Annotated in this window: 19 protein-coding genes and 1 riboswitch; of the genes, 7 read left to right on the top strand and 12 right to left on the bottom strand. The window is 65.5% G+C overall.

Annotation, left to right across the window (positions count from 1 at the left end):
• The first annotated feature begins 332 nt into the window (after positions 1-332).
• A complete protein-coding gene (locus MOD31_RS11210; protein ID WP_250820624.1) occupies positions 333-779 on the top strand; it encodes a hypothetical protein in 447 nt (148 codons plus the stop codon).
• Between the two features lie 72 nt (positions 780-851).
• Here MOD31_RS11210 and MOD31_RS11205 read toward each other — a convergent pair whose 3' ends face one another.
• The 6 genes from MOD31_RS11205 to MOD31_RS11180 all read right to left on the bottom strand — a co-directional run bounded on the left by MOD31_RS11205 (position 852) and on the right by MOD31_RS11180 (position 6,405).
• Positions 852-1,463, bottom strand: coding sequence for a copper resistance CopC family protein (locus tag MOD31_RS11205; protein WP_250820623.1), 612 nt, complete (start codon positions 1,461-1,463; stop codon positions 852-854).
• Between the two features lie 68 nt (positions 1,464-1,531).
• Entirely contained in the window at positions 1,532-2,140 is a 609-nt protein-coding gene (locus MOD31_RS11200) for a hypothetical protein (protein ID WP_250820622.1), read from the bottom strand.
• A gap of 93 nt (positions 2,141-2,233) precedes the next feature.
• A complete protein-coding gene (locus MOD31_RS11195) occupies positions 2,234-2,935 on the bottom strand; it encodes a thioredoxin domain-containing protein (RefSeq protein WP_250820621.1) in 702 nt (233 codons plus the stop codon).
• Positions 2,935-3,852 carry a cation diffusion facilitator family transporter gene (locus tag MOD31_RS11190; RefSeq protein WP_250820620.1) on the bottom strand — a complete coding sequence of 306 codons (918 nt, stop codon included), beginning with the start codon at positions 3,850-3,852 and terminating at the stop codon, positions 2,935-2,937. Before MOD31_RS11190 ends, MOD31_RS11195 begins: the two co-directional genes overlap by 1 nt.
• Positions 3,849-4,223: a helix-turn-helix transcriptional regulator gene (locus tag MOD31_RS11185; protein WP_250820619.1), complete on the bottom strand. Its 375-nt coding sequence runs from the start codon at positions 4,221-4,223 to the stop codon at positions 3,849-3,851. Before MOD31_RS11185 ends, MOD31_RS11190 begins: the two co-directional genes overlap by 4 nt.
• A gap of 67 nt (positions 4,224-4,290) precedes the next feature.
• Complete coding sequence (locus tag MOD31_RS11180; RefSeq protein WP_250820618.1) at positions 4,291-6,405, bottom strand: cytochrome c oxidase assembly protein; 2,115 nt, start codon at positions 6,403-6,405, stop codon at positions 4,291-4,293.
• Positions 6,406-6,630: 225 nt separating this feature from the next.
• Between MOD31_RS11180 and MOD31_RS11175 the strand changes: the two genes are divergently transcribed.
• The 5 genes from MOD31_RS11175 (at position 6,631) to MOD31_RS11155 (ending at position 11,854) form a co-directional block, all read left to right on the top strand.
• A complete protein-coding gene (locus MOD31_RS11175) occupies positions 6,631-7,053 on the top strand; it encodes a metalloregulator ArsR/SmtB family transcription factor (protein WP_284705365.1) in 423 nt (140 codons plus the stop codon).
• 60 nt (positions 7,054-7,113) lie between these two features.
• Complete coding sequence (locus tag MOD31_RS11170) at positions 7,114-8,082, top strand: cytochrome c oxidase assembly protein (RefSeq protein WP_250820617.1); 969 nt, start codon at positions 7,114-7,116, stop codon at positions 8,080-8,082.
• A complete protein-coding gene (locus MOD31_RS11165; protein WP_250820616.1) occupies positions 8,079-9,710 on the top strand; it encodes a cytochrome c biogenesis protein ResB in 1,632 nt (543 codons plus the stop codon). The genes MOD31_RS11170 and MOD31_RS11165 overlap by 4 nt, the downstream gene beginning before the upstream one ends.
• A 12-nt stretch (positions 9,711-9,722) precedes the next feature.
• The gene (locus tag MOD31_RS11160; protein ID WP_308196365.1) at positions 9,723-10,556 is read left to right on the top strand and encodes an SURF1 family protein; all 834 of its coding nucleotides are present in this window, start codon (positions 9,723-9,725) and stop codon (positions 10,554-10,556) included.
• 283 nt (positions 10,557-10,839) lie between these two features.
• Positions 10,840-11,013: riboswitch (cyclic di-AMP (ydaO/yuaA leader) on the top strand.
• Positions 11,014-11,092: 79 nt separating this feature from the next.
• On the top strand, positions 11,093-11,854 hold the full coding sequence (locus tag MOD31_RS11155) for a M23 family metallopeptidase (protein ID WP_250820615.1): 762 nt from the start codon (positions 11,093-11,095) through the stop codon (positions 11,852-11,854).
• Positions 11,855-11,875: 21 nt separating this feature from the next.
• On the opposite strand, the gene MOD31_RS11150 is transcribed toward MOD31_RS11155, so the two are convergent.
• From MOD31_RS11150 to MOD31_RS11125, 6 genes are read right to left on the bottom strand one after another with little or no spacing between them, the layout of a single operon-like run.
• Complete coding sequence (locus MOD31_RS11150; protein ID WP_250820614.1) at positions 11,876-12,547, bottom strand: vitamin K epoxide reductase family protein; 672 nt, start codon at positions 12,545-12,547, stop codon at positions 11,876-11,878.
• Positions 12,548-12,588: 41 nt separating this feature from the next.
• Complete coding sequence (locus MOD31_RS11145; protein WP_250820613.1) at positions 12,589-13,200, bottom strand: TlpA disulfide reductase family protein; 612 nt, start codon at positions 13,198-13,200, stop codon at positions 12,589-12,591.
• 46 nt (positions 13,201-13,246) lie between these two features.
• Entirely contained in the window at positions 13,247-13,996 is a 750-nt protein-coding gene (locus tag MOD31_RS11140; protein WP_250820612.1) for a cytochrome c biogenesis CcdA family protein, read from the bottom strand.
• Positions 13,997-14,000: 4 nt separating this feature from the next.
• Entirely contained in the window at positions 14,001-14,492 is a 492-nt protein-coding gene (gene lspA / locus MOD31_RS11135) for a signal peptidase II (protein WP_250820611.1), read from the bottom strand.
• A complete protein-coding gene (locus MOD31_RS11130; RefSeq protein ID WP_250820610.1) occupies positions 14,489-16,441 on the bottom strand; it encodes a cation-translocating P-type ATPase in 1,953 nt (650 codons plus the stop codon). The genes lspA and MOD31_RS11130 overlap by 4 nt, the downstream gene beginning before the upstream one ends.
• Positions 16,438-16,839, bottom strand: a complete 402-nt coding sequence (locus tag MOD31_RS11125; RefSeq protein ID WP_250820609.1) for a helix-turn-helix transcriptional regulator — start codon at positions 16,837-16,839, stop codon at positions 16,438-16,440. Before MOD31_RS11125 ends, MOD31_RS11130 begins: the two co-directional genes overlap by 4 nt.
• A gap of 205 nt (positions 16,840-17,044) precedes the next feature.
• Between MOD31_RS11125 and MOD31_RS11120 the strand changes: the two genes are divergently transcribed.
• On the top strand, positions 17,045-17,755 hold the full coding sequence (locus tag MOD31_RS11120; RefSeq protein ID WP_250820608.1) for a metal-dependent transcriptional regulator: 711 nt from the start codon (positions 17,045-17,047) through the stop codon (positions 17,753-17,755).
• The last annotated feature ends 16 nt before the right edge of the window (positions 17,756-17,771 follow it).

The raw sequence follows: 17,771 nt of genomic DNA, 5'->3' as shown, positions 1-17,771 counted from the left end.
CCAAAGCCGGATCACCGGAGCGAATCCGCCAAGTAACCCTTGGGACGCAGTGTAGAGGTCCGCCCTGCCGCCTCACAAGGCCCTCAGCCAACAAACCCAAGGACCGAGGGCTTCCACCCGGCCGGCGTTCTGCCCACCCGGAGCGAACCATCCGCAAAGCCTTTCATACGCGTTCCTCCGGTTTTAGCCACGTCTGCGGGGACTCGGGGATCACCAAACGCGAAACGTATGAAAGTATGCTCATATATTGTTCCTGCTCTTTCAGGGCAGGCTGACCCTGGTGATGCTGGGCTGAACCGCAGCACCCGTTCTTCTAGGAGCCACGTAGCCCGATGATTTCAAAAACTGACGCGAGCCTGTCCTCGGCACCGGCGGACGCCGTTAAGATGCCGCTTGGCGCCCGTCGACTCGTGCTCATTGGAGGGCTCTGCATTCCCGTTGGCCTGGTGGCCGGCCCGTACCTCTTCGGCCTCCAGTTGCTGGCGGTCGCGGGCGTCGTGGCTGTCGCCATCGCCCTGTCCTACCGTCGGGAACCGGTATGGTTTTCCCGCTGGTCCTGGCTGGCAGCGGCCGCCGGTGCTCTCTGGGTGATCGCCACGATCGGGTACTGGCTGAGCATCATGGCCGCCGTGGACGGTTCGTCGGCACCATCCAACCTTCCGACGGCGCTGTTCTATGCCGGTATGGCCGCCCTGGCAGTCATGGTTGTGGCTACCATCGCGGGCTGGATATCACGGGTCCTGACGGACCGGCGAGCAGCGGCCGCCGCTGCACAGTAGCGCACCCGGTTCCCCGGCCACCGGGCAATACTGTTACCCGGAGCCGGGGAATTGGATGGTTCAGTCGCTCGGCTAGGCTCCGGAGGCCTTGTCCCGGCGCTTGCGGGCGATGAAGAACGCGGCGGCGGCAACAGCGAGGATGGCGGCGGCAATGCCCACGGCCATGGGAGCGTTGTCGTCGTTGGGTTTAATCTGGTCCGGTGCCGTTTGGGCTGCCGGCGCCGGGGTGCTGGTGGCCGTTTCCGCGCCCGGGGTTGGCGTCGCTGACGGTGACCCGGCAATGGCTTGGGCGGGATCCTGGACGGTGAAGGAGTAGTTGCCTTCGATAGGGTGTCCGTCGGAGGAAACCGTGCGCCAGAGGACCTTATAGACGCCATTGGCCCCGCCGGTGATGGCGGTGGAAATGGTCGGACCCTCCACCGTGACCTTGCCGTCACTGAGGGTCTTGCCTGTCTCGTCGGTGACGGTGATAACGCTCAGGTTCAGCTGCTCTGTGTCCAGGGGAGGCTCCGAGAGCGTCAGGGACACGCTGCCGGGGGCCGCTGTGACCGTGGTGTCCTTCGCCGGCACGGTTGATTCCAGGGCGTCGTGGGCCAGCGCCGGAGTTGCGGCGAAGGCCGGGAGCAGGAAGGCCGTGGCGATGGCCAGCCGGAGGCGGAAGCGTCGGGGATTACGGGGTTTCATGGGATTCTGCAATTCTGCTTGAGGCGGGAGAGGACCGGGGTCGCGCCGGGCCGCCCTGAACCACATGGTCAGTACGTGCCGGCGGACGCGCACAGCGGAGGTCCCCGCACGGGCGGCCGGAGCAGCGCCTTCCTCCGCGGAGAAAGGGCCGGCGCTGCTGCGACCGGAACCTCACGGCAGGTTTGGATTGCAGATGGTTCAAGCGTGTCCACCAAGGGCCGCAGCCAGGCCGCCAACGCCCACAGCGCCGACTCACCTCGTGCCATGACAAGAGCGGTAACGAGAACCGCTGCCGCATGCATTGCGAGCATTCCGAGGCTGACATCCGCGCTGAGGTGGTCATGCGGGCTCCCGGCCGCAACGCTTCCGGTGCCGCCCGGCAACCCACCGTGGTGGGCGCCGGTGGGCGCGGGCGCACCGGGGCCGGACAACGCCGAGAAGGCCAGGTGCAGTACAGTCTGGCCAACGCCGAGATATGCGGCCAGCATGGGGGCGGTCATTTTCCTGCCCGCCAGCATCACCGCAGACAGCGTGACAACAGCTGTCAGGGCGGTCATGACCGGGAAGGCCGGGAGTTCACCGCCGGCAAACACATGCGCTGCGGCAGCAAAGGTCAGGACCGTCACCGCAACGGCAGCGGCCCTGGGGAGGCGGAACGGTGCGCGCGCAAATGTCATCGCGCACCACTCCTTTCCTAGGAAGAACTATCGTTCTACGTTACGTAGAAGACGGGCGGCAGGGCAACGGCGTACCCCGCGCCGGCTGGTCCGTTATTTTGCGGCGTCTGCGAGCAGTTGCCGGAATTGTTCCCTGGTCTCCAAGGTCAGCATTTCCCCGTTGAGGAAGAACGTCGGCGTGCCCTTGACGCCCAGGGCGGTTCCGTCGGCGATGTCCTTTTTGATCCGTTCCTTGGTCTTGTCATCGGCCACGGCGGCGTCGTAGGCGGTCAGATCCAGTCCGAGCTCCTGGGCGAAGGTGCGGAACAGGGGCGCCTGGGACTCGGTTTTCTCACCCCACTGCGGCTGGGTCTCGAACATTTTGGCGTACATTTGCTCGTATTTGCCCTGCTGGGCGGCGGCTTCCACGGCAAGGGCCGCGGTGGCTGAGTTACGGTGCGCCGGCAACGGGAAGTAGCGGTTGACGAAGGTGATCCGATCACCGAATTCCTTTTTCAGTTCCTCGACCACCGGCTGCGCGGCAAGACACGCTTCGCATTCGAAGTCCAGGAACTCCACCAGCTGGGCTTTCTCGGTGGCCGGGGAGGTGACGCGGTGGCTGTCCTCGCGCACCAGTTGGGCTTCCGCGGCCGCGGCCGCGGCCGGTGCCTGGGCGGCCGGGGCGGGTTTGTTCAGAGTGAACACGGTGTACCAGACCACCCCGACGGCGACGAGGACGGCCAGCAGGACCCAGATGAAGACCCGGGCCTTCTTGGCGGTGTCCATGGGAGGGGGAGGGTTTTTGGTTTGTGTCATCAGTGGTGGATGCTTTCCTGGTCGCGGTGGGAGGCGGGTTCGATCTGGAAGGTGGAGTGTTCGACGCTGATGTCGAAGTGCTGGGCCACGCAGTCCTGCAGGTCCGCCAGGATGCTGGCGGCATGGCCGTCGGTCATGCAGTTGTCTTCGACGGTGACGTGGGCGGAGAGGACCGGGGTTCCGGAGGCCACGAGGGAGGCATGGAGGTCGTGAACGTCGATGACGTGGGGCAGGGCCAGGATGTGCTCGCGCACCTTGGCCAGGTCCAGGCCCTTGGGGGTGGATTCCATGAGCACATTTACGGTGTCGCGGAGCAGTTTGAGTGTGCGGGGGATGATCAGGACGCCGATCAGCAAGGACACCAGGGCGTCGGCCTGGAGCCAGCCGGTGAGGGCAATGATGATGGCTGCCGCGATGACGGCGACGGACCCGAGGGCGTCGTTGAGGACCTCGAGAAAGGCTGCCTTCATGTTGAAGTTGTGGTTCCGGCCGGAGGCGAGGATGAGCAGGCCGACCGCGTTGCCGGCCAGGCCGATGATGCCGAACCAGAGCATGGTGGATTCGCCGATTTCCGGGGGCTCGAAGAGCCGGCGGATGCCTTCGACGATGACGAAGCCGCCGACCGCGAGCAGCAGCGCGGCCTGCCCGGCGGCGGCGATGATTTCGGCGCGTTTGTAACCCCAGGTGCGCTTCAGGGTGGCCGGTTTCAAGGCCAGCGACGCGGCGATGAGCGCAATCAGCAGCCCGGCCGAGTCGGTGAACATGTGTCCGGCATCGGCCAGCAGCGCCAGGCTGCCGGTCAGCGCGGAGCCGATGATCTCGGCAATCATCACCGTGAAGGTGATGGCAAAGACGGCGATGAGTTTGCCGCGCCGGGAGGTTGCCTCGGCGGCGTGGTCGTGCTCGTGGCCGCTCATGAGTGGACCTCCAGGATGTCGGCGGCAGCGGGGGCGCCTGTGGTGTCCTGGTCGTGTTCGGGTTCGGCGCATCCGCAGATGGTGTCCACGGTCAGGATGGTGCCCAGCAGGTCATCCAGGGCGTGGGCCAGTTTGGCGTCGGCGAGTTCGTACCGGACCCGGCGTCCGGCCGGTTCGGCAGCGACCAGGCCGCAGTCGCGCAGGCAGGCCAGATGGTTGGAGAGAATCTGGCGGCTGACCCCGATGCTTTCGGCCAGATCCGACGGGAACGCCGGACCGTCCTTGAGCTGCAGCAGGATCGCGGCCCTGGTCGGGTCTGCGAGGGCTTTGCCGAACCGGGCCAGCACGTCAATCGTGGAAAGTATGCGCATACCCGCAATGATACAGAAATATCTGGATTCATAGAAGGCTGAATTCAGGGTTGTTGCTGGGCCCGGTTTAGCGCTGACCATCATGGCCCCGGGTCCTGGTGTCGCGTTCTTCCAGTTGGGCGAGCATGGCGTTGTAGGCATTCAGGTCGGCGTCGTTGGTGCGTGCGGCTGCCCTGTCGCTGCGGCGCGTTTCGCGGGCATCCGACCGAGACCACATGACGGCCACGCCAATGGCGATCAGCAGGGTCGGGACCTCGCCGATGCCCCAGGTGATGGCGCCGGCCATTTGCTGGTCCTCCAGCGGCGGGGCGCCCCATTCGCGGCCCAGTTCAGTGAACCACTCGGGTTGGATCAGGGTGGTCGATCCCATCAACGTGACGCCGAAGAAGGCATGGAAGGCCATGGTGGCCAACAGCAGCAACAGCCGGAGAGGGTAGGGAGCCCGGCGCGGAACGGGGTCCGTGCCGATCATCGACAGGACAAACAGGTAGCCGGTGATCACGAAGTGGACGGTCATGAGTTCGTGCCCGACGTGCTCTTTGAGGGCGAAACCGAAGGCGTCGGAGTAGTAGAACAGGACGATGGAGCCGGCGAAATTGGCGGCCACGAACAATGGATGGGTCACGATGGCCGCGAGGCGGGAATGTATCAGCATCATGACCCATTCCCGCGGCCCCCGGGACCCGTCGTTGCGGGGTTTCAAGGTCCGCAGCGCCAGGGTGACCGGCGCGCCCAGGACGAGGAATACCGGGACGACCATGGTCAGGGCCATGTGGTCGAGCATGTGGGCGCTGAACAGGATCCGCCCGTAGACCGAGGGTCCGCCCGAGGTGAAGAACACCAGCGCGGCCAGCCCCACGAGCCAGGCAACACTGCGGATCCATGGCCAGCTGTCCCCGCGGCCGCGCAGGCGCTGAGCTGCGCGCAGGTACAGGTACGCGGCGAAAACGGCGAAGGCGATCCAGAGCCAGTCCGGGCGCCAGATGGTGAACCAGCGTTCGGGGGTCAGTTCCGGCGGCAGAAGGTAGCCGGTGAGGATCTCGGCGGGCGTCAGGGCCGGCCGGATGTCTTCGCCGGCCGGTGGCGGGGTGCGGCTCAGTGCGGCGGCGAGGCCGCTGACGGCGCCCATGATCAGCAGCTCCACGACGATGAAGCGCCACAGCAGCCGGGTGGCTTGCCCGGTCCGGTTTTTTACGCTCAGCGCCGGAATGAGCCGTTTCCGATGCAGGTACCCGATCGCTCCCAAGGCGATGGCGGCCGTTGTTTTCGCCAGGAGCAGGACACCGTAGGGGGAGGCAAGACCGGCCGGGAGTTCGATGCGGATGGTGGCATTGATGATTCCCGAGGCCACGACGAGGACAAAGGCGAAACCGGCCAGGGTGGAGAACCGCTGCAGGACCGCCGCGGTGTCTTTGCCGAAAGCGGTCCCGCCCACGGCCAGCGCGATCAGGCCGCCCAGCCACAGACATACACCGACCAGGTGCAGACCGAGGGAGTTGATGGCCTGTTCGTGGTCGTTGCCGCCGGCCGCGTGGCCGATCAACACCACCGGCAGCAGGCCGCCCAAAGCCAGCAGGGCCGCGGCGGCCAGGCCCGCGCCGGACCGGACGCCGAAGGTCAGGGTGGACACGACCGCGGAGATGATGACCACCCACAGCCAGGCCGCACCGTTGGGAAGCTCAGTAATGTAGGAGACGATCTGGGCGGCGAACTCGCGGCTGCCGGAGACCGGAACCCCTGCAATATCGGCGAAACTGAACACCAGCACCGCCCCGGCCGAGAGAGTCCACACCAGGCTCGCCACCGAGGCCAGCACCATGATCCGGCTGAACGCCGGATGCTCATCAGCGGCCGCGATCTCCGCCGCCGAAAGGTCCGCCGTGCGGGACGCGGATCCGCGGCCCTTGCGGCCCCGCAGCACCGGCGGCACGATGAAGGCCGCGAAGACCAGGGCGCCGATGGTGGCCGCCGCTGCCACGTTCTGCACGGTCTGGGCCACGCCGTAGCCCCAGCGGACCAAGGCGCCAGGATCGCGGGTTTCAGCCGGCAGGGTCCCCCTGCCGTAGGCCGTCGCCACCAGGACCACGATCACGGCAATCACGCCGGCCGCGGCCAGCCACCGCAATTTCGGCGAGGTAGCCGGGCTGCCGCCGGCGGCGGGGGCGGGGGCTTTCAAAGCCACAATGGTTCCCTAACACTGGTCCCGTACCTGCCTCCCCAATGGCCCGGGAGTCGGGCGGCACCGGTGCGTTCCGGCGCCATTCAAGATTATCTGTAGAGTTGTTCAGACGTTAATCGGTGGCTGCCTGGATACCGCCAGGATCCCCGAGTCCGGGCCCGTGGGACATGGCCCGGACACGCCAGAAGGCAAATGCGACGCATTAGCAGGTAGAGGTAGTCTTGATGAATGACGGGAACAGCACAGGCAGCGCCGATGCCCAGCCAACCGGGCAGCGACTGCGCCGTCCGGCTGATCGATGCCGAGAAGGTCGAGGCCGTCAGGTCCCGGATGCCGGCGGATACGGACGTGACGGATCTGGCCGTGATTTTCGGGCTGCTCTCGGACCCTGGGCGGGTGAGGATCCTCATCGCCCTGCTCGAAGGGGAGATGTGCGTGTGCGACCTGGCCGCCACCACCGGTCTGAGCGAATCCGGTGTTTCCCATGCGCTGCGGCTGCTGCGCGGCCCGCGTGTGGTGCAGGTCCGTCGGGCCGGCCGGATGGCTTACTACTCGCTGGCCGACTCGCACGTGCGCATGCTGCTCGATCTTGGCCTCACGCACGTCGGACATGCCGGCCAGGACCGGCTGAAAATGGTCAGCAACAGCTAACTCCCGCCCCCGCCCCGCCCGCACCCGGCCCGGACGCCGCGGCCGCACGGAGGTACTGAGATGGGTGAGCCTGGAATCGAGGGGCCGGTCTGGCTTCCTACCCTGCCACCTTCGCTGGGTGAGTACCTTGCACCGAACCTGCAGCCTGTTCCGCTGATCCCGGCCCTGACACTGCTGGCCGCGGCCCTCTACCTCGCCGGCGCGATCAGCCTCTGGCGGCAGGGCCGACACTGGTCCCCGATACGCACAGCATCGTTCCTGTTCGGCTGCCTGGCCATCATCGTCGTCATGGGAGCCGGCATTGAAGGGTACGGGCTGCGGATGTTCTCCATTTTCATGTTTCAGCAGCTGACCCTGATGATGGCTGTGCCGCCCCTGCTGGTCATTGGTTCCCCCGGGACCTTGCTGCTGCGGGCGACCCCGCACGGCCGGTTGGGCCGGCCGGTGCTGAGGTTTGCCCTCTGGGGTCTGCGGTCCCGTTGGGGCCGGTTGGCCATTCACCCGGCCTTCATGGTGCCGTTGTTCCTGCTCAGCTTCTACGGGGTCTATTTTTCCGGGCTCGCGGACCTGCTGTTGCCTAACTGGTACGGGCACGTCGGGCTGGAATTGTTGTTCCTTGCCGCGGGCATCCTGTTCACGGTTCCGCTGATTTCCGCTGATCCGCTGCCGAGCAGGCAGACGCACTTCGGCCGGCTGCTGGACATCTTTGCCGAGATGCCGCTGCATGCCTTTTTCGGCGTCGTGATCATGATGGCCACAGCGCCGATGGTGAAGTTCTTCGCTGCACCGCCGGAAAGCTGGAAAGTGGATCCGATGCAGGACCAGGGCCTCGCCGGCGGGCTGGCCTGGTCGTACGGGGAGCTGCCGGGGGTGCTGCTGTTGATGTTTATCCTGGTGCGCTGGCAGCGGGACGAGGCCCGCGGCTGGGCCAAATCCGAACGCAAGGCGGCGGTAGTGGGGGACCCGGACCTGGACGCCTACAACGAATACCTGCGTCAGCTGGCGAACCGTCCGGTGCGCCGGCGATGAGAACACCAGGCACCCCACATTCCGCGCCCGCAGACCAGGCTCCGGCGCCCGTGCTGCCCGCGTTGGGACCCGGTGGCATGCTGCGCTGGGCCTGGCGGCAGCTGACCAGCATGCGGACGGCCCTGTTCCTGCTGCTCCTGCTCGCAGTGGGCGCCGTGCCGGGCTCGTTGTTCCCGCAACGCTCGGCCAATCCCGCACTCGTTACCCGCTATATCAAGGACAACCCCGGGTATGGGCCGGTCCTGGATGCGCTGCAGATGTTCGATGTCTACTCCTCGGTGTGGTTCTCCGCGATCTATCTGATGCTGTTCATTTCGCTGGCCGGCTGCGTCACGCCACGTGCTGCCGCGCACTACAAGGCCATGCGGTCCCGGCCGCCGCGTACCCCCAAGCGCCTTTCGCGCCTGCCGGAGTACGGCACCCTGGTGCTGCCCGCCGACGCCGGAATCCCTGCCGCTGCCGCCATTGCGGACGCCGCGGAAGTGCTCAGGAAACGCCGCTACCGGGTGGAAGTCAGGGACGCGGACGGAACGCGGCCGTCTCTGGGTGCCGAGCGCGGCTTCGTGAAGGAAGCCGGCAACCTGGTGTTCCACACCGCGCTGATCGGTGTGCTGGTCTGCGTGGCCGTCGGCGGCATGTTCGGCTACCGCGGACAGAAAATTCTCATCGAAGGCGGCACCTTCGTCAACACCCTGGTCAGCTATGACGCCTTCACCCCGGGAACCAACTTCAACACCGCCTGGCTGGATCCGTTCGCCGTCACTCTCGAGACATTCGAAGTCCGTTTCGACAGGGAATCATCCCGGCAGTTCGGCCAGCCGATCGATTTCACCGCAAAGCTGACCACCAAAGACGGAACGGAGTCCCCGGCACGGGAACAGATCCTGAAAGTCAACGAACCGGTCTACTTCGGTGAAACCGGGGTGTTCCTCGTCGGCAACGGCTACGCCCCGGTCGTCACGGTAAAGGACGGCACCGGGAAAACCGCGTTCAGCGGTCCCGTGGTGTCCATCCCCAACGACGGGGTGTACACCTCCTCGGTGGTGCTCAAGGTCCCGGACGCGGCACCGTCCCAGCTGGGCTTTGTCGGGTTCTTTTTGCCTTCGGCCATCAAGAACGACCAGGGTGTGTCCTACAGCTTCGATCCTGATCCCCTGAACCCGCAGCTGAACCTGAATTCATACTACGGAGACCTTGGACTGGACACCGGAGCCCCGCAAAACGTCTATGTCCTGGACGTGGCCAAGCTGACCCAACTCAACGGCCGGGACCTGCCCGCCGGGGGCATCACACTCGCACCCGGTGGCACGTACACGCTGCCCGACGGCAAGGGAAGCATCAGCTTCGACGGGCTGAAACGCTACATCGGAGTGGATGTGCGCAGCACCCCCGCCCAAGGTGGGGTCCTGGCGTTTTCCCTGCTGGCCGTGACAGGCCTGATGGTCTCGTTGTACGTGAACCGGCGCCGGGTCTGGGTCCGCGCCGGCACCCACGAGGACGGCAGGACGATGGTCGAGTACGGCCTCCTGGCCCGAGGAGAAGACCACCGCCTGGCCGCCGAGGCCACTGCCATCCGCGCCCTGTTGGCACGGCGGTGGCAGCTTCGGGAGGAAAAGAGTGGCGTATAGATTATTGCTGTCGTGGCGTTGGGTGGGGTGGCTGCTGCTGGCCGCACTTTCGCCGCCGCATGCATAGGCCTGGGAAACTGGCAGATGGACCGTCGGAACCAGACAGTGGCAGAGATCCGCAGGGTCCAGGAGAACTACGACAAACCCCCCGCGCCGTTTCAGGACGCCCGCCCCTACTTCGAGGTCGCCAACCCCGACGCGAAGTGGACAACCGTTGCAGTGTCCGGCCGGTACCTTGTCCAGGACCAGAGAATCGTCAGGAACCGGCCCAATAACTCCGTTGCCGGATATGAGGTAGTGGTTCCGTTCCGGCTTGCTTCCGGTGAAACGATCGTGATCAACCGGGGGTGGCTGCCGATCGGCAACCTTCGGCCCGGATACCCCGATGCCGTGCCGGCCCCGCCACCGGGCGAGATCTCCGCGGTGGTGCGCATCAAACCCTCCGAACCCGATCTTGGCCGGGACGCTCCCGAGGGACAACTGGCCAGCATCGACCTGCCCTACTTCGCGAGCCAGCTGGGCTATCCCTTGATGACAGGCAGTTACGGGGTGATGGCCTCGGAGTCCCCGCAGCCCGCCGTAGTTCCCCAGCAACTTGCCCAACCGGCCGTCAAGGAAGGATCAAACCTGTCCTACGCCATGCAGTGGATCACCTTCGGGGTTCTGGCGTTCGTCGGCTTCGGATACATGGCACGTCAACAGGCCCGCATCCACCGTGAGGAGCGTGAAATCCCGGACGAATCCGCGGAGACAGCAAGCACCCTCCAGCACCCCCGTCATCCCTCCGCGCCCAAGCGTTCCCGCGCCGAGGAAGAAGACGCCCTGCTGGACTCGATGGGACTGTGACTCTGGCGCAGGCCGGCGGATACCCGCGCAGCGCGGGCATGGACAATCCCCACGGACGGACATCACGGCGCGCGGGAACCATCCTGCACTGGGCCTCGTTGAGCCTTTGGCTGCACATCTGAAGAGACGCTCAGCAATTGCGTACCGGCCACCGGATAGCGTCCGCGCTTGCACGACACGCGAAGGTACTGTCACGAAATTGTAACGATGATGCTTTGCGGCTACTATTAATTCAGGTTTTTCTGTACTGAGACCCTTGATGCCCCATGCTGAACCCCGCCGGGGGCATCAAACGACTATCCCTTTTTGACGGCGGGGGTGGAGGACCCAGGATCGGCAGTAAGCCTGCCTTGGGGTGAAGCCGTGATGTCGGTGGCCTGAAAGCCGCCGGGCACGGCCGGGCTTTTTCCTTGGCCCGAACCCGACAGCTAACTTCGCAGGCGAACCGAAAGGATCGATCCCCCTTGCCTTCTGTATCCCCCCATGGCCGCCGCCGAAAGCCAACCTCAGGATTGGTGCCCCGCACGGCCCTCCCGATGATGTCCCCCACGACCGGTCGCCACCGACCCCTGCCAGGCGCAGGGGCGCGGGCGCGCCGCCGCAAACAGGTCACCGCAGCCGCCACGCTGGGCGTCGCCGCGCTGTTGACCGCAGCGCTCACCGCCGCCCATGCCGGCACGGCCCCCACCGGCACGGCCCCTGCCGTGCAGGCATCGGAAACCGTCGCTGCCGGCGCGCCCGTCCAAGCCCCCGTCGGGGCTTCGATCAGTTATGAACGGCCGGCTGTCACCACCGAGCAGGCACCGTTGCCGGTACCCGCCAAGACCCCCCTAGCTGCTGCCGGCGCGGCGACGACCCCGGCGGCCTCCCCGGTCCCCGCTGCGGCTGCTCCTGCGCAACCTGTCTCAGCAGCCCGGCTCGGGGCGCCCTTGGCCGGCATGTCGGTCACCTCGCCGTTCGGTATCCGCACCAGCCCGATCTCAGGCACTGGGGAGCTGCACACCGGCCTTGACCTCGTGGCAGCCTGCCAGACCGCGGTGTTCGCCGCCGGAGCCGGGACCGTCGTGGAGGCCGGATGGTCCCCCTATGGTGGCGGGAACAGGATTGTGGTGGACCACGGCAACGGCCTGAAGAGCACCTACAATCACCTGGCCTCCATCGAAACCTCCGTGGGCGCGACCGTGTCCGCCGGCCAGCGGCTGGCCGCGGCCGGAACCACCGGCAACTCCACCGGATGCCATCTGCACTTCGAGGTACTTCTTAACGGACAGACCGTGAATCCGCAGGGATGGATGTAAGCCCCGACTGGTTGTCGACCGTCAGAGTCCTGATGTGCCCAGGAAGACGTGGCTAAAGGCGAAGAAGATGGTTGCGGTAACGGCCACGTAGAGCAGCGCGGTAATGATCCAGCCGAACTCACCGACAACGCGGGCCGTTCCGGCGGGTACTTTGATGACTCCATGGGTGATGTTCCGGGCCGTGACCCAGACGAACAGGGGAATCATTGCCGCCCAGACGATCATGCAGAAGGGGCAGAGGATGTGGATTGAGTACAGGGCCTGGGACCACAGCCAGACGACGAAGCCAAACCCAAGCGTGACACCGGCCTGCAGTCCGGCCCAGTACCAGCGGGCGAACGTTGCACCGGAAAGCAGGGCCATGCCCGTGGTGATGATGACGGCGAACGCCACGATCCCGATGAACATGTTGGGGAATCCGAAAACGGAACTCTGCCAGGTCTGCATGACCTGACCGCAGGAAATCCAGGGATTGACGTCGCAGACGGTTTTGTAGCCGGGGTCTTTGAGTACCTCGAGTTTCTCCAGGACCAGGGCGCCGGAGGCGAGCCAGCCGATGACGCCGGTGATGACCAAGAGCCACCCGAACGGCTTGTTGCGGGTCATGCGGGGAATATCCAACCCCGCAGCAGCTGAAGCAACCCCACGATCGGAGGGTTTCACGTTCGCGGAGGGTTTTGCGGTGCTGGTCATGGCAGAAGTCCTTTTAGGTGGTCTGGCGGCGGGCTTGGTAATCATGATCCCGCAGCTGCGGTAGTGATCAGTGCCTTCAAAGTGCCTTTTTGGGAGATCCCCAGGATCCGGGCACTGACGCGGCCTTGAGTGTCCAGCACCAGGGTGGTGGGGACTGCACGGGGCGGGACGTACTCGGTCATGGCCAGCAGGATGCCGCCGTTGCTGTCATCGAAGCTGGGGTAGTCGACCTTGAAGGTCCGTTCGAAGGCTTCGGCCGTGGCTGCGTCGTCGCGGACGTTGACGCCGTAGAACAAGATGCCTTGGTCTTTGAATTCCGTGTGCAGGGCGGCCAGGTCCGGGGCCTCCGCCCGGCACGGAGCGCAGGCCGCGTACCAGAAATTGAGGACCACGACTTTGCCTGCCCAGTCCCGGGCAGCAACTTTTTGCCCGTCAAACAGCCGGCCTTCCAAGGCGACCGCGGCCCCGCGTGATCCGGGTGGGTATTCGTTGACCGACCCGTCCCCGGCGATGTAGTTCTTGTCATCGCCGGCCTTGGCCTGCTGGGCCAGATCGTCCGGGGCTGCGCAGCCGGTGAGGGCAAGTACTGCCGCGCCCAAGCCCAGGATGGTGCGGCGTCCGGGGCGCCGCCGTGGCTCTGGTTGGTTGATCATGTTCTCGGTCCTTGCTTGATTGTGTCTGCGTGCGGGGTCTTGGTGGCTAGACGGGCATCAGGAACGTCCCTGCCAGGTTCTGCAGCTGGTAGATCCATTGCACCCACACCCCGGTTACCATCAGGACCCCCAGGATGATGAGCATGACGGCGCCGCCGGTGTTGACGGCCCGAATGTGCTTGCGGACCACCGATAGGACCTTCGAGACCCAGTTCAAGCCCAGAGCGACAAGGACGAAGGGGATGCCGAGTCCCAGGCAGTAGATGAAGGCCAGCAGTGCCCCGCGCCAGGCGCTGCCGGCGGTGACGCTCAGGCTGAGCACGGCGCTGAGCGTTGGGCCCATGCAGGGGGTCCATCCGAGGCCGAAGACGATGCCCAGGAGCGGGGCTCCGGAGAGCCCACCGCGTCCTGGACCCTGGAATTTGCGGGTTTGCTGGAGCCAGGAGAACCGTCCGAGCAGGACCAGGCCCATGATGATGACCACGACGCCCAGTCCCCTCATGAGTGGGTCCTGCCAGCGGATCAGCCAGGAGCCGATGGCTCCGAAGGCTGCCCCGTAGAGGGTGAAGACGGCGCCGAAGCCGAGGATGAACAGTGCCACCCCCGAGAGGACCCGTCGCCTGTTCCGCGGCTGCGTTGGGTCGGTGAGCCCTGAGACGAAGCCCAGGTAGCCGGGAACCAGCGGAAGGATGCACGGAGAGAGGAACGACACCAGACCTGCTGCGGCGGCCAGGGGCAACGCCAGGATCAGGGCCCCGGAGGTCACCGTCGAGGCAAAGTATTCACCAATGTCCAACGGTTCAGTCCTCTTCGCTGCGCGCGGCGGGGAAGAGTATGGTGCCCAGAATCAGCAGGCCAACTCCGCCGACGACGAACACGTCAGCCAGGTTGAAGGTCGGGAACCATCCGGTATGCAGGTAGTCAACGACGCCTGCTCCGTCCATCCGGTCCACGAGGTTGCCCAGGGCGCCGCCGAGAAGGAAAGCAGCGCCGGTGCGGGATAGCGTGCCGAACCGGGGGACCGCACGGAACAGGAATACCGCCAGCGCTGCGACGATTACTGTGGTCGCAACGACCACTACCCACGGGGACAAGGTCGCGCCGAGGCTTAACGCGACACCGGTGTTATAGCCGAGCTTGAGGTTGACCAGACCGAAGTCCAGGACCCTGCCATCACCTATTGTCTGGACCACAACGGTCTTGACCAGCAGATCCAGGGCGGCCAGGGCGAGGGCGCCGAGCCCGAGGACGGCCCGTCCTGTCCGGGGCCGTCTGGTGCTCGTGGCACTCATGCGGAAACCCGGGAAGTGTCCGACAACGCCGGTGCGGGATTTTCCATCCGAGATGCCTTGATACGGCCGGCACGGACCCCATTGCCGATCACCACGATTTCGGCCAGTTCGTGGATCAGAACAACCGCGGCCAAGCCGAGGAGCCCGAACAAGGCCAGCGGGATCAGGACCGCGATCAACAGCAGGGACAAGCCCACGTTCTGCAGCATGATGGACCGGGTCCTGCGGGCGTGGTCCAACACCTGCGGCAGGTGGTTCAGGTCCTCGCCCATCAGGGCGATGTCCGCGGTTTCGATCGCGACATCGGTGCCCATTGCCCCCATCGCTATTCCGGTGTCGGCGGTGGCCAGTGCCGGGGCGTCGTTGACGCCGTCACCGACCATGGCGGTGGGCTGGCGGGACTTCAGCGTCCGGATAATCTCGGCCTTGTCTTCCGGGCGAAGGTCGGCGTGGACTTCGGTGATGCCGGCGTCCTTGCCCAAGGCATTGGCCGTGATCGTGTTGTCCCCGGTGAGCATGGCGGTGGTGTACCCGGAGGCCCGCAGCCGGGCAATCACGTCCCGGGCTTCGGGACGCAGCTCGTCACGCACTGCTACGGCACCGATGACCTCCCCGGCGGATTCGATCAAAACGGCGGTCGCACCCGCCGTTTGCATCCGCTCGACTTCCCCGGCAAGGGAACCGGGGGTGATCCAGCCCGGGCGGCCCAGTCGGACGGTTTTACCCTCGAAAAGGCCTTCCAGACCGGCTCCGGGGACCGTGTCGACGTCGGTTACCTCGACCCGGGCAGGGGATGCGGCAAGGATGGCGCGGGCAAGGGGGTGTTCGCTGCGGGCTTCCAGCCCGGCCGCGAGGGCCAGGACATCTTCGCGGGCCACGGTACCGGCCGTGGCGACGTCAATGACTTCGGGCCTGTTCCGCGTCAGTGTGCCGGTCTTATCCAGGGCGATGGTGCGGATTTTGCCGAGAGTTTCAAGCGCGCCGCCGCCCTTGATGAGCACACCGATACGGCTTGCGGCGCCGACGGAGGCGACGACGGTGACGGGTACGGAGATGGCCAGCGCACACGGTGATGCGGCGACGATGACGACGAGGGCGCGTTCAAACCACAGCAACGGCTCTCCGATGATGAAGCCGAAGCCAATGATCAGTGCGGCGGCGAGCAGGATGCCGGGGACGAGTTTCCTGGCGATGTTGTCCGCAAGACGCTGGCCGGGGCCCTTTCGGGACTGTTCGGCCTCGACGATGTGCACGATTCTGGCCAACGAGTTGTTCTCCGCGGTGCTGGTGACTTCGAGTTCCAGCGGCCCGGTGCCGTTGATGGACCCGGCGTAGACGTCGCTGCCGGGGCCGACCTCTACGGGTACGGATTCACCGGTCAGGGCCGATGTGTCCAGCGATGTGCGGCCGGTGATAATGCGACCGTCGGTGGCAACACGTTCACCCGGACGAACGATCATCCGGTCTCCGGGAACGAGCTCACCGGGGTCGACGGTGACCTCCGTCCCGCCGCGCAGGACGGTTGCTTCGACGGGAACCAAGTCCAACAGGGCCCGCAGACCGCGCCGGGTTTTGGCCAGAGAGTATTCCTCCAGACCTTCGGAAATTGAATAGAGGAAAGCGAGCATCGCCGCTTCCTCGTATTCGCCCAGCGCTACCGCGCCGGCAGCAGCAATCGTCATCAGGGTCCCGACACCGATCTTGCCCCTGGCCAGTCGACGGAGGGTGGAGGGAACGAACGTCCATGCAGCGACCAGCAGCGCCCCGATTTCCAGGACAAGGCGCAGCCAGTCCGGACCGCCCGTCAGGGACAGGATCCACCCGGCCAGGAGGAGCACGCCAGCGACCGCTGCGGCCCTGATCTCGTTGATCTGCCAAAAACCGAGTGCTTCCTCCGCTTCCTCTGCCGCGGTCTCGGGCTTGTCGTCACTGCAGCAAGCGTCACTCATCGAGTGTGCTCCTTCGTTAGTTCTACGTTGGACAACACGACGCGGGTGCTTCCGTTGCCGTAATTCGGGCAGAGGCTGACCGCGTTGCCGGTCGCAGCCAGCAGGACCTCGGCCTGAGCAAGCATGTCCATCAGTTCCGGACGGGACAGCGAGTAGTACACACTGCGGCCCTGGGCCCGGCCTTCCACCAGGCCGCAATCCCGCAGGCACGCCACATGCGCCGAGACCGTCGACTGAGCCAATCCCAGCTCGCTGGCGAGCTCACCCACGCGGACCTCACCGCCGGCCATTCGCTTCACAATGCCCAGGCGCGTCGGATCGCTAAGGGAGTGAAACAGCGCCGCCGCGGGATCCAGCGGAGCACACCCGTCCACGGAACCGCCAAATTGATTCGTCATACGACGATGATAGCGCAGTGCTCGGATGTTATCGGTAGAGACTGCTGTCACAGTTATGGTTCTGTATGCGTCCTGCCCTCGGACTGACGACTTGTGAAGGCTCCGGACACCCGTCCATATCTATGAGCGTTCAGTCGTATCGCTATTGTTGGTGCAGACACTCATCTCCCAGGGCCGCAGGATCGAGGCTTAGCCACCCAACATCATGAGTAACAGCAGAAAAAATGCGACACCACAGGCCTCGGACCTGACGGCCGTTGCCCAGGACTACGTGAAGGTAGTGTGGTCCGCGCAGGAGTGGTCCGACGAGACGGTTACGGTGGGCCTTGTCGCGGATCGGCTCGGAGTCAGCGCTTCGACCGCTTCGGAAGGTATCCGGAAATACGCGGCGCAGGGTTTGCTGACGCACGCCCGTTATGGCGGTGTGGAACTGACCCCGACCGGTGAGGAATACGCCCTGGCGATGGTCCGGAGGCACCGGCTCCTGGAGACGTTTCTGGTCGAGAACCTCGGTTACCGCTGGGACGAGGTCCATCATGAGGCTGAGGTGCTCGAACACGCAGTCTCGAATATTTTCATCGCCAGGATCGACGCCCTTCTTGGCTACCCACGGCACGATCCACACGGTGATCCGATCCCATTACCGGGCGAACACTTGGACCGGGCCGACGCGGTGCCGTTGGGTGCTGTGCGGCCCGGGGATGCGGTGATCATTCGGAGGGTCTCGGATGAGAGTGCCGAGATGCTCCGCTACTTCGCCGGGCATGGCCTCGTCCCGGGCACGCAACTCATCGTCGGTGAACGCAAAGCCTTCGCCGCCGGGATACCTGTTCGTCTCGCCGCCTCCGGGGAAGACCTCGCCCTTGGTGACGAGGCAGCCGCGGCCCTCTGGGTGGAAACCGTGGCCAAAGGTTAGGAATGACCCGGCTTTC

It is taken from the genome of Paenarthrobacter sp. TYUT067, from assembly GCF_023656375.1.
GTDB lineage: Bacteria > Actinomycetota > Actinomycetes > Actinomycetales > Micrococcaceae > Arthrobacter.
This window is presented reverse-complemented; position numbering and strand designations above follow the sequence as displayed.

What these genes read in the sequence shown, in the direction of transcription:
- MOD31_RS11200 (WP_250820622.1), bottom strand. Translation starts at nt 2,140, where the DNA reads ATGACATTTGCGCGCGCACCGTTCCGCCTCCCCAGGGCCGCTGCCGTT.
- MOD31_RS11190 (WP_250820620.1), bottom strand. Translation starts at nt 3,852, where the DNA reads ATGAGCGGCCACGAGCACGACCACGCCGCCGAGGCAACCTCCCGGCGC.
- MOD31_RS11205 (WP_250820623.1), bottom strand. Translation starts at nt 1,463, where the DNA reads ATGAAACCCCGTAATCCCCGACGCTTCCGCCTCCGGCTGGCCATCGCC.
- MOD31_RS11170 (WP_250820617.1), top strand. Translation starts at nt 7,114, where the DNA reads ATGGGTGAGCCTGGAATCGAGGGGCCGGTCTGGCTTCCTACCCTGCCA.
- MOD31_RS11165 (WP_250820616.1), top strand. Translation starts at nt 8,079, where the DNA reads ATGAGAACACCAGGCACCCCACATTCCGCGCCCGCAGACCAGGCTCCG.
- MOD31_RS11145 (WP_250820613.1), bottom strand. Translation starts at nt 13,200, where the DNA reads ATGATCAACCAACCAGAGCCACGGCGGCGCCCCGGACGCCGCACCATC.
- MOD31_RS11130 (WP_250820610.1), bottom strand. Translation starts at nt 16,441, where the DNA reads ATGAGTGACGCTTGCTGCAGTGACGACAAGCCCGAGACCGCGGCAGAG.
- MOD31_RS11155 (WP_250820615.1), top strand. Translation starts at nt 11,093, where the DNA reads ATGATGTCCCCCACGACCGGTCGCCACCGACCCCTGCCAGGCGCAGGG.
- MOD31_RS11195 (WP_250820621.1), bottom strand. Translation starts at nt 2,935, where the DNA reads ATGACACAAACCAAAAACCCTCCCCCTCCCATGGACACCGCCAAGAAG.
- lspA (WP_250820611.1), bottom strand. Translation starts at nt 14,492, where the DNA reads ATGAGTGCCACGAGCACCAGACGGCCCCGGACAGGACGGGCCGTCCTC.
- MOD31_RS11125 (WP_250820609.1), bottom strand. Translation starts at nt 16,839, where the DNA reads ATGACGAATCAATTTGGCGGTTCCGTGGACGGGTGTGCTCCGCTGGAT.
- MOD31_RS11150 (WP_250820614.1), bottom strand. Translation starts at nt 12,547, where the DNA reads ATGACCAGCACCGCAAAACCCTCCGCGAACGTGAAACCCTCCGATCGT.
- MOD31_RS11175 (WP_284705365.1), top strand. Translation starts at nt 6,631, where the DNA reads ATGACGGGAACAGCACAGGCAGCGCCGATGCCCAGCCAACCGGGCAGC.
- MOD31_RS11210 (WP_250820624.1), top strand. Translation starts at nt 333, where the DNA reads ATGATTTCAAAAACTGACGCGAGCCTGTCCTCGGCACCGGCGGACGCC.
- MOD31_RS11120 (WP_250820608.1), top strand. Translation starts at nt 17,045, where the DNA reads ATGAGTAACAGCAGAAAAAATGCGACACCACAGGCCTCGGACCTGACG.
- MOD31_RS11185 (WP_250820619.1), bottom strand. Translation starts at nt 4,223, where the DNA reads ATGCGCATACTTTCCACGATTGACGTGCTGGCCCGGTTCGGCAAAGCC.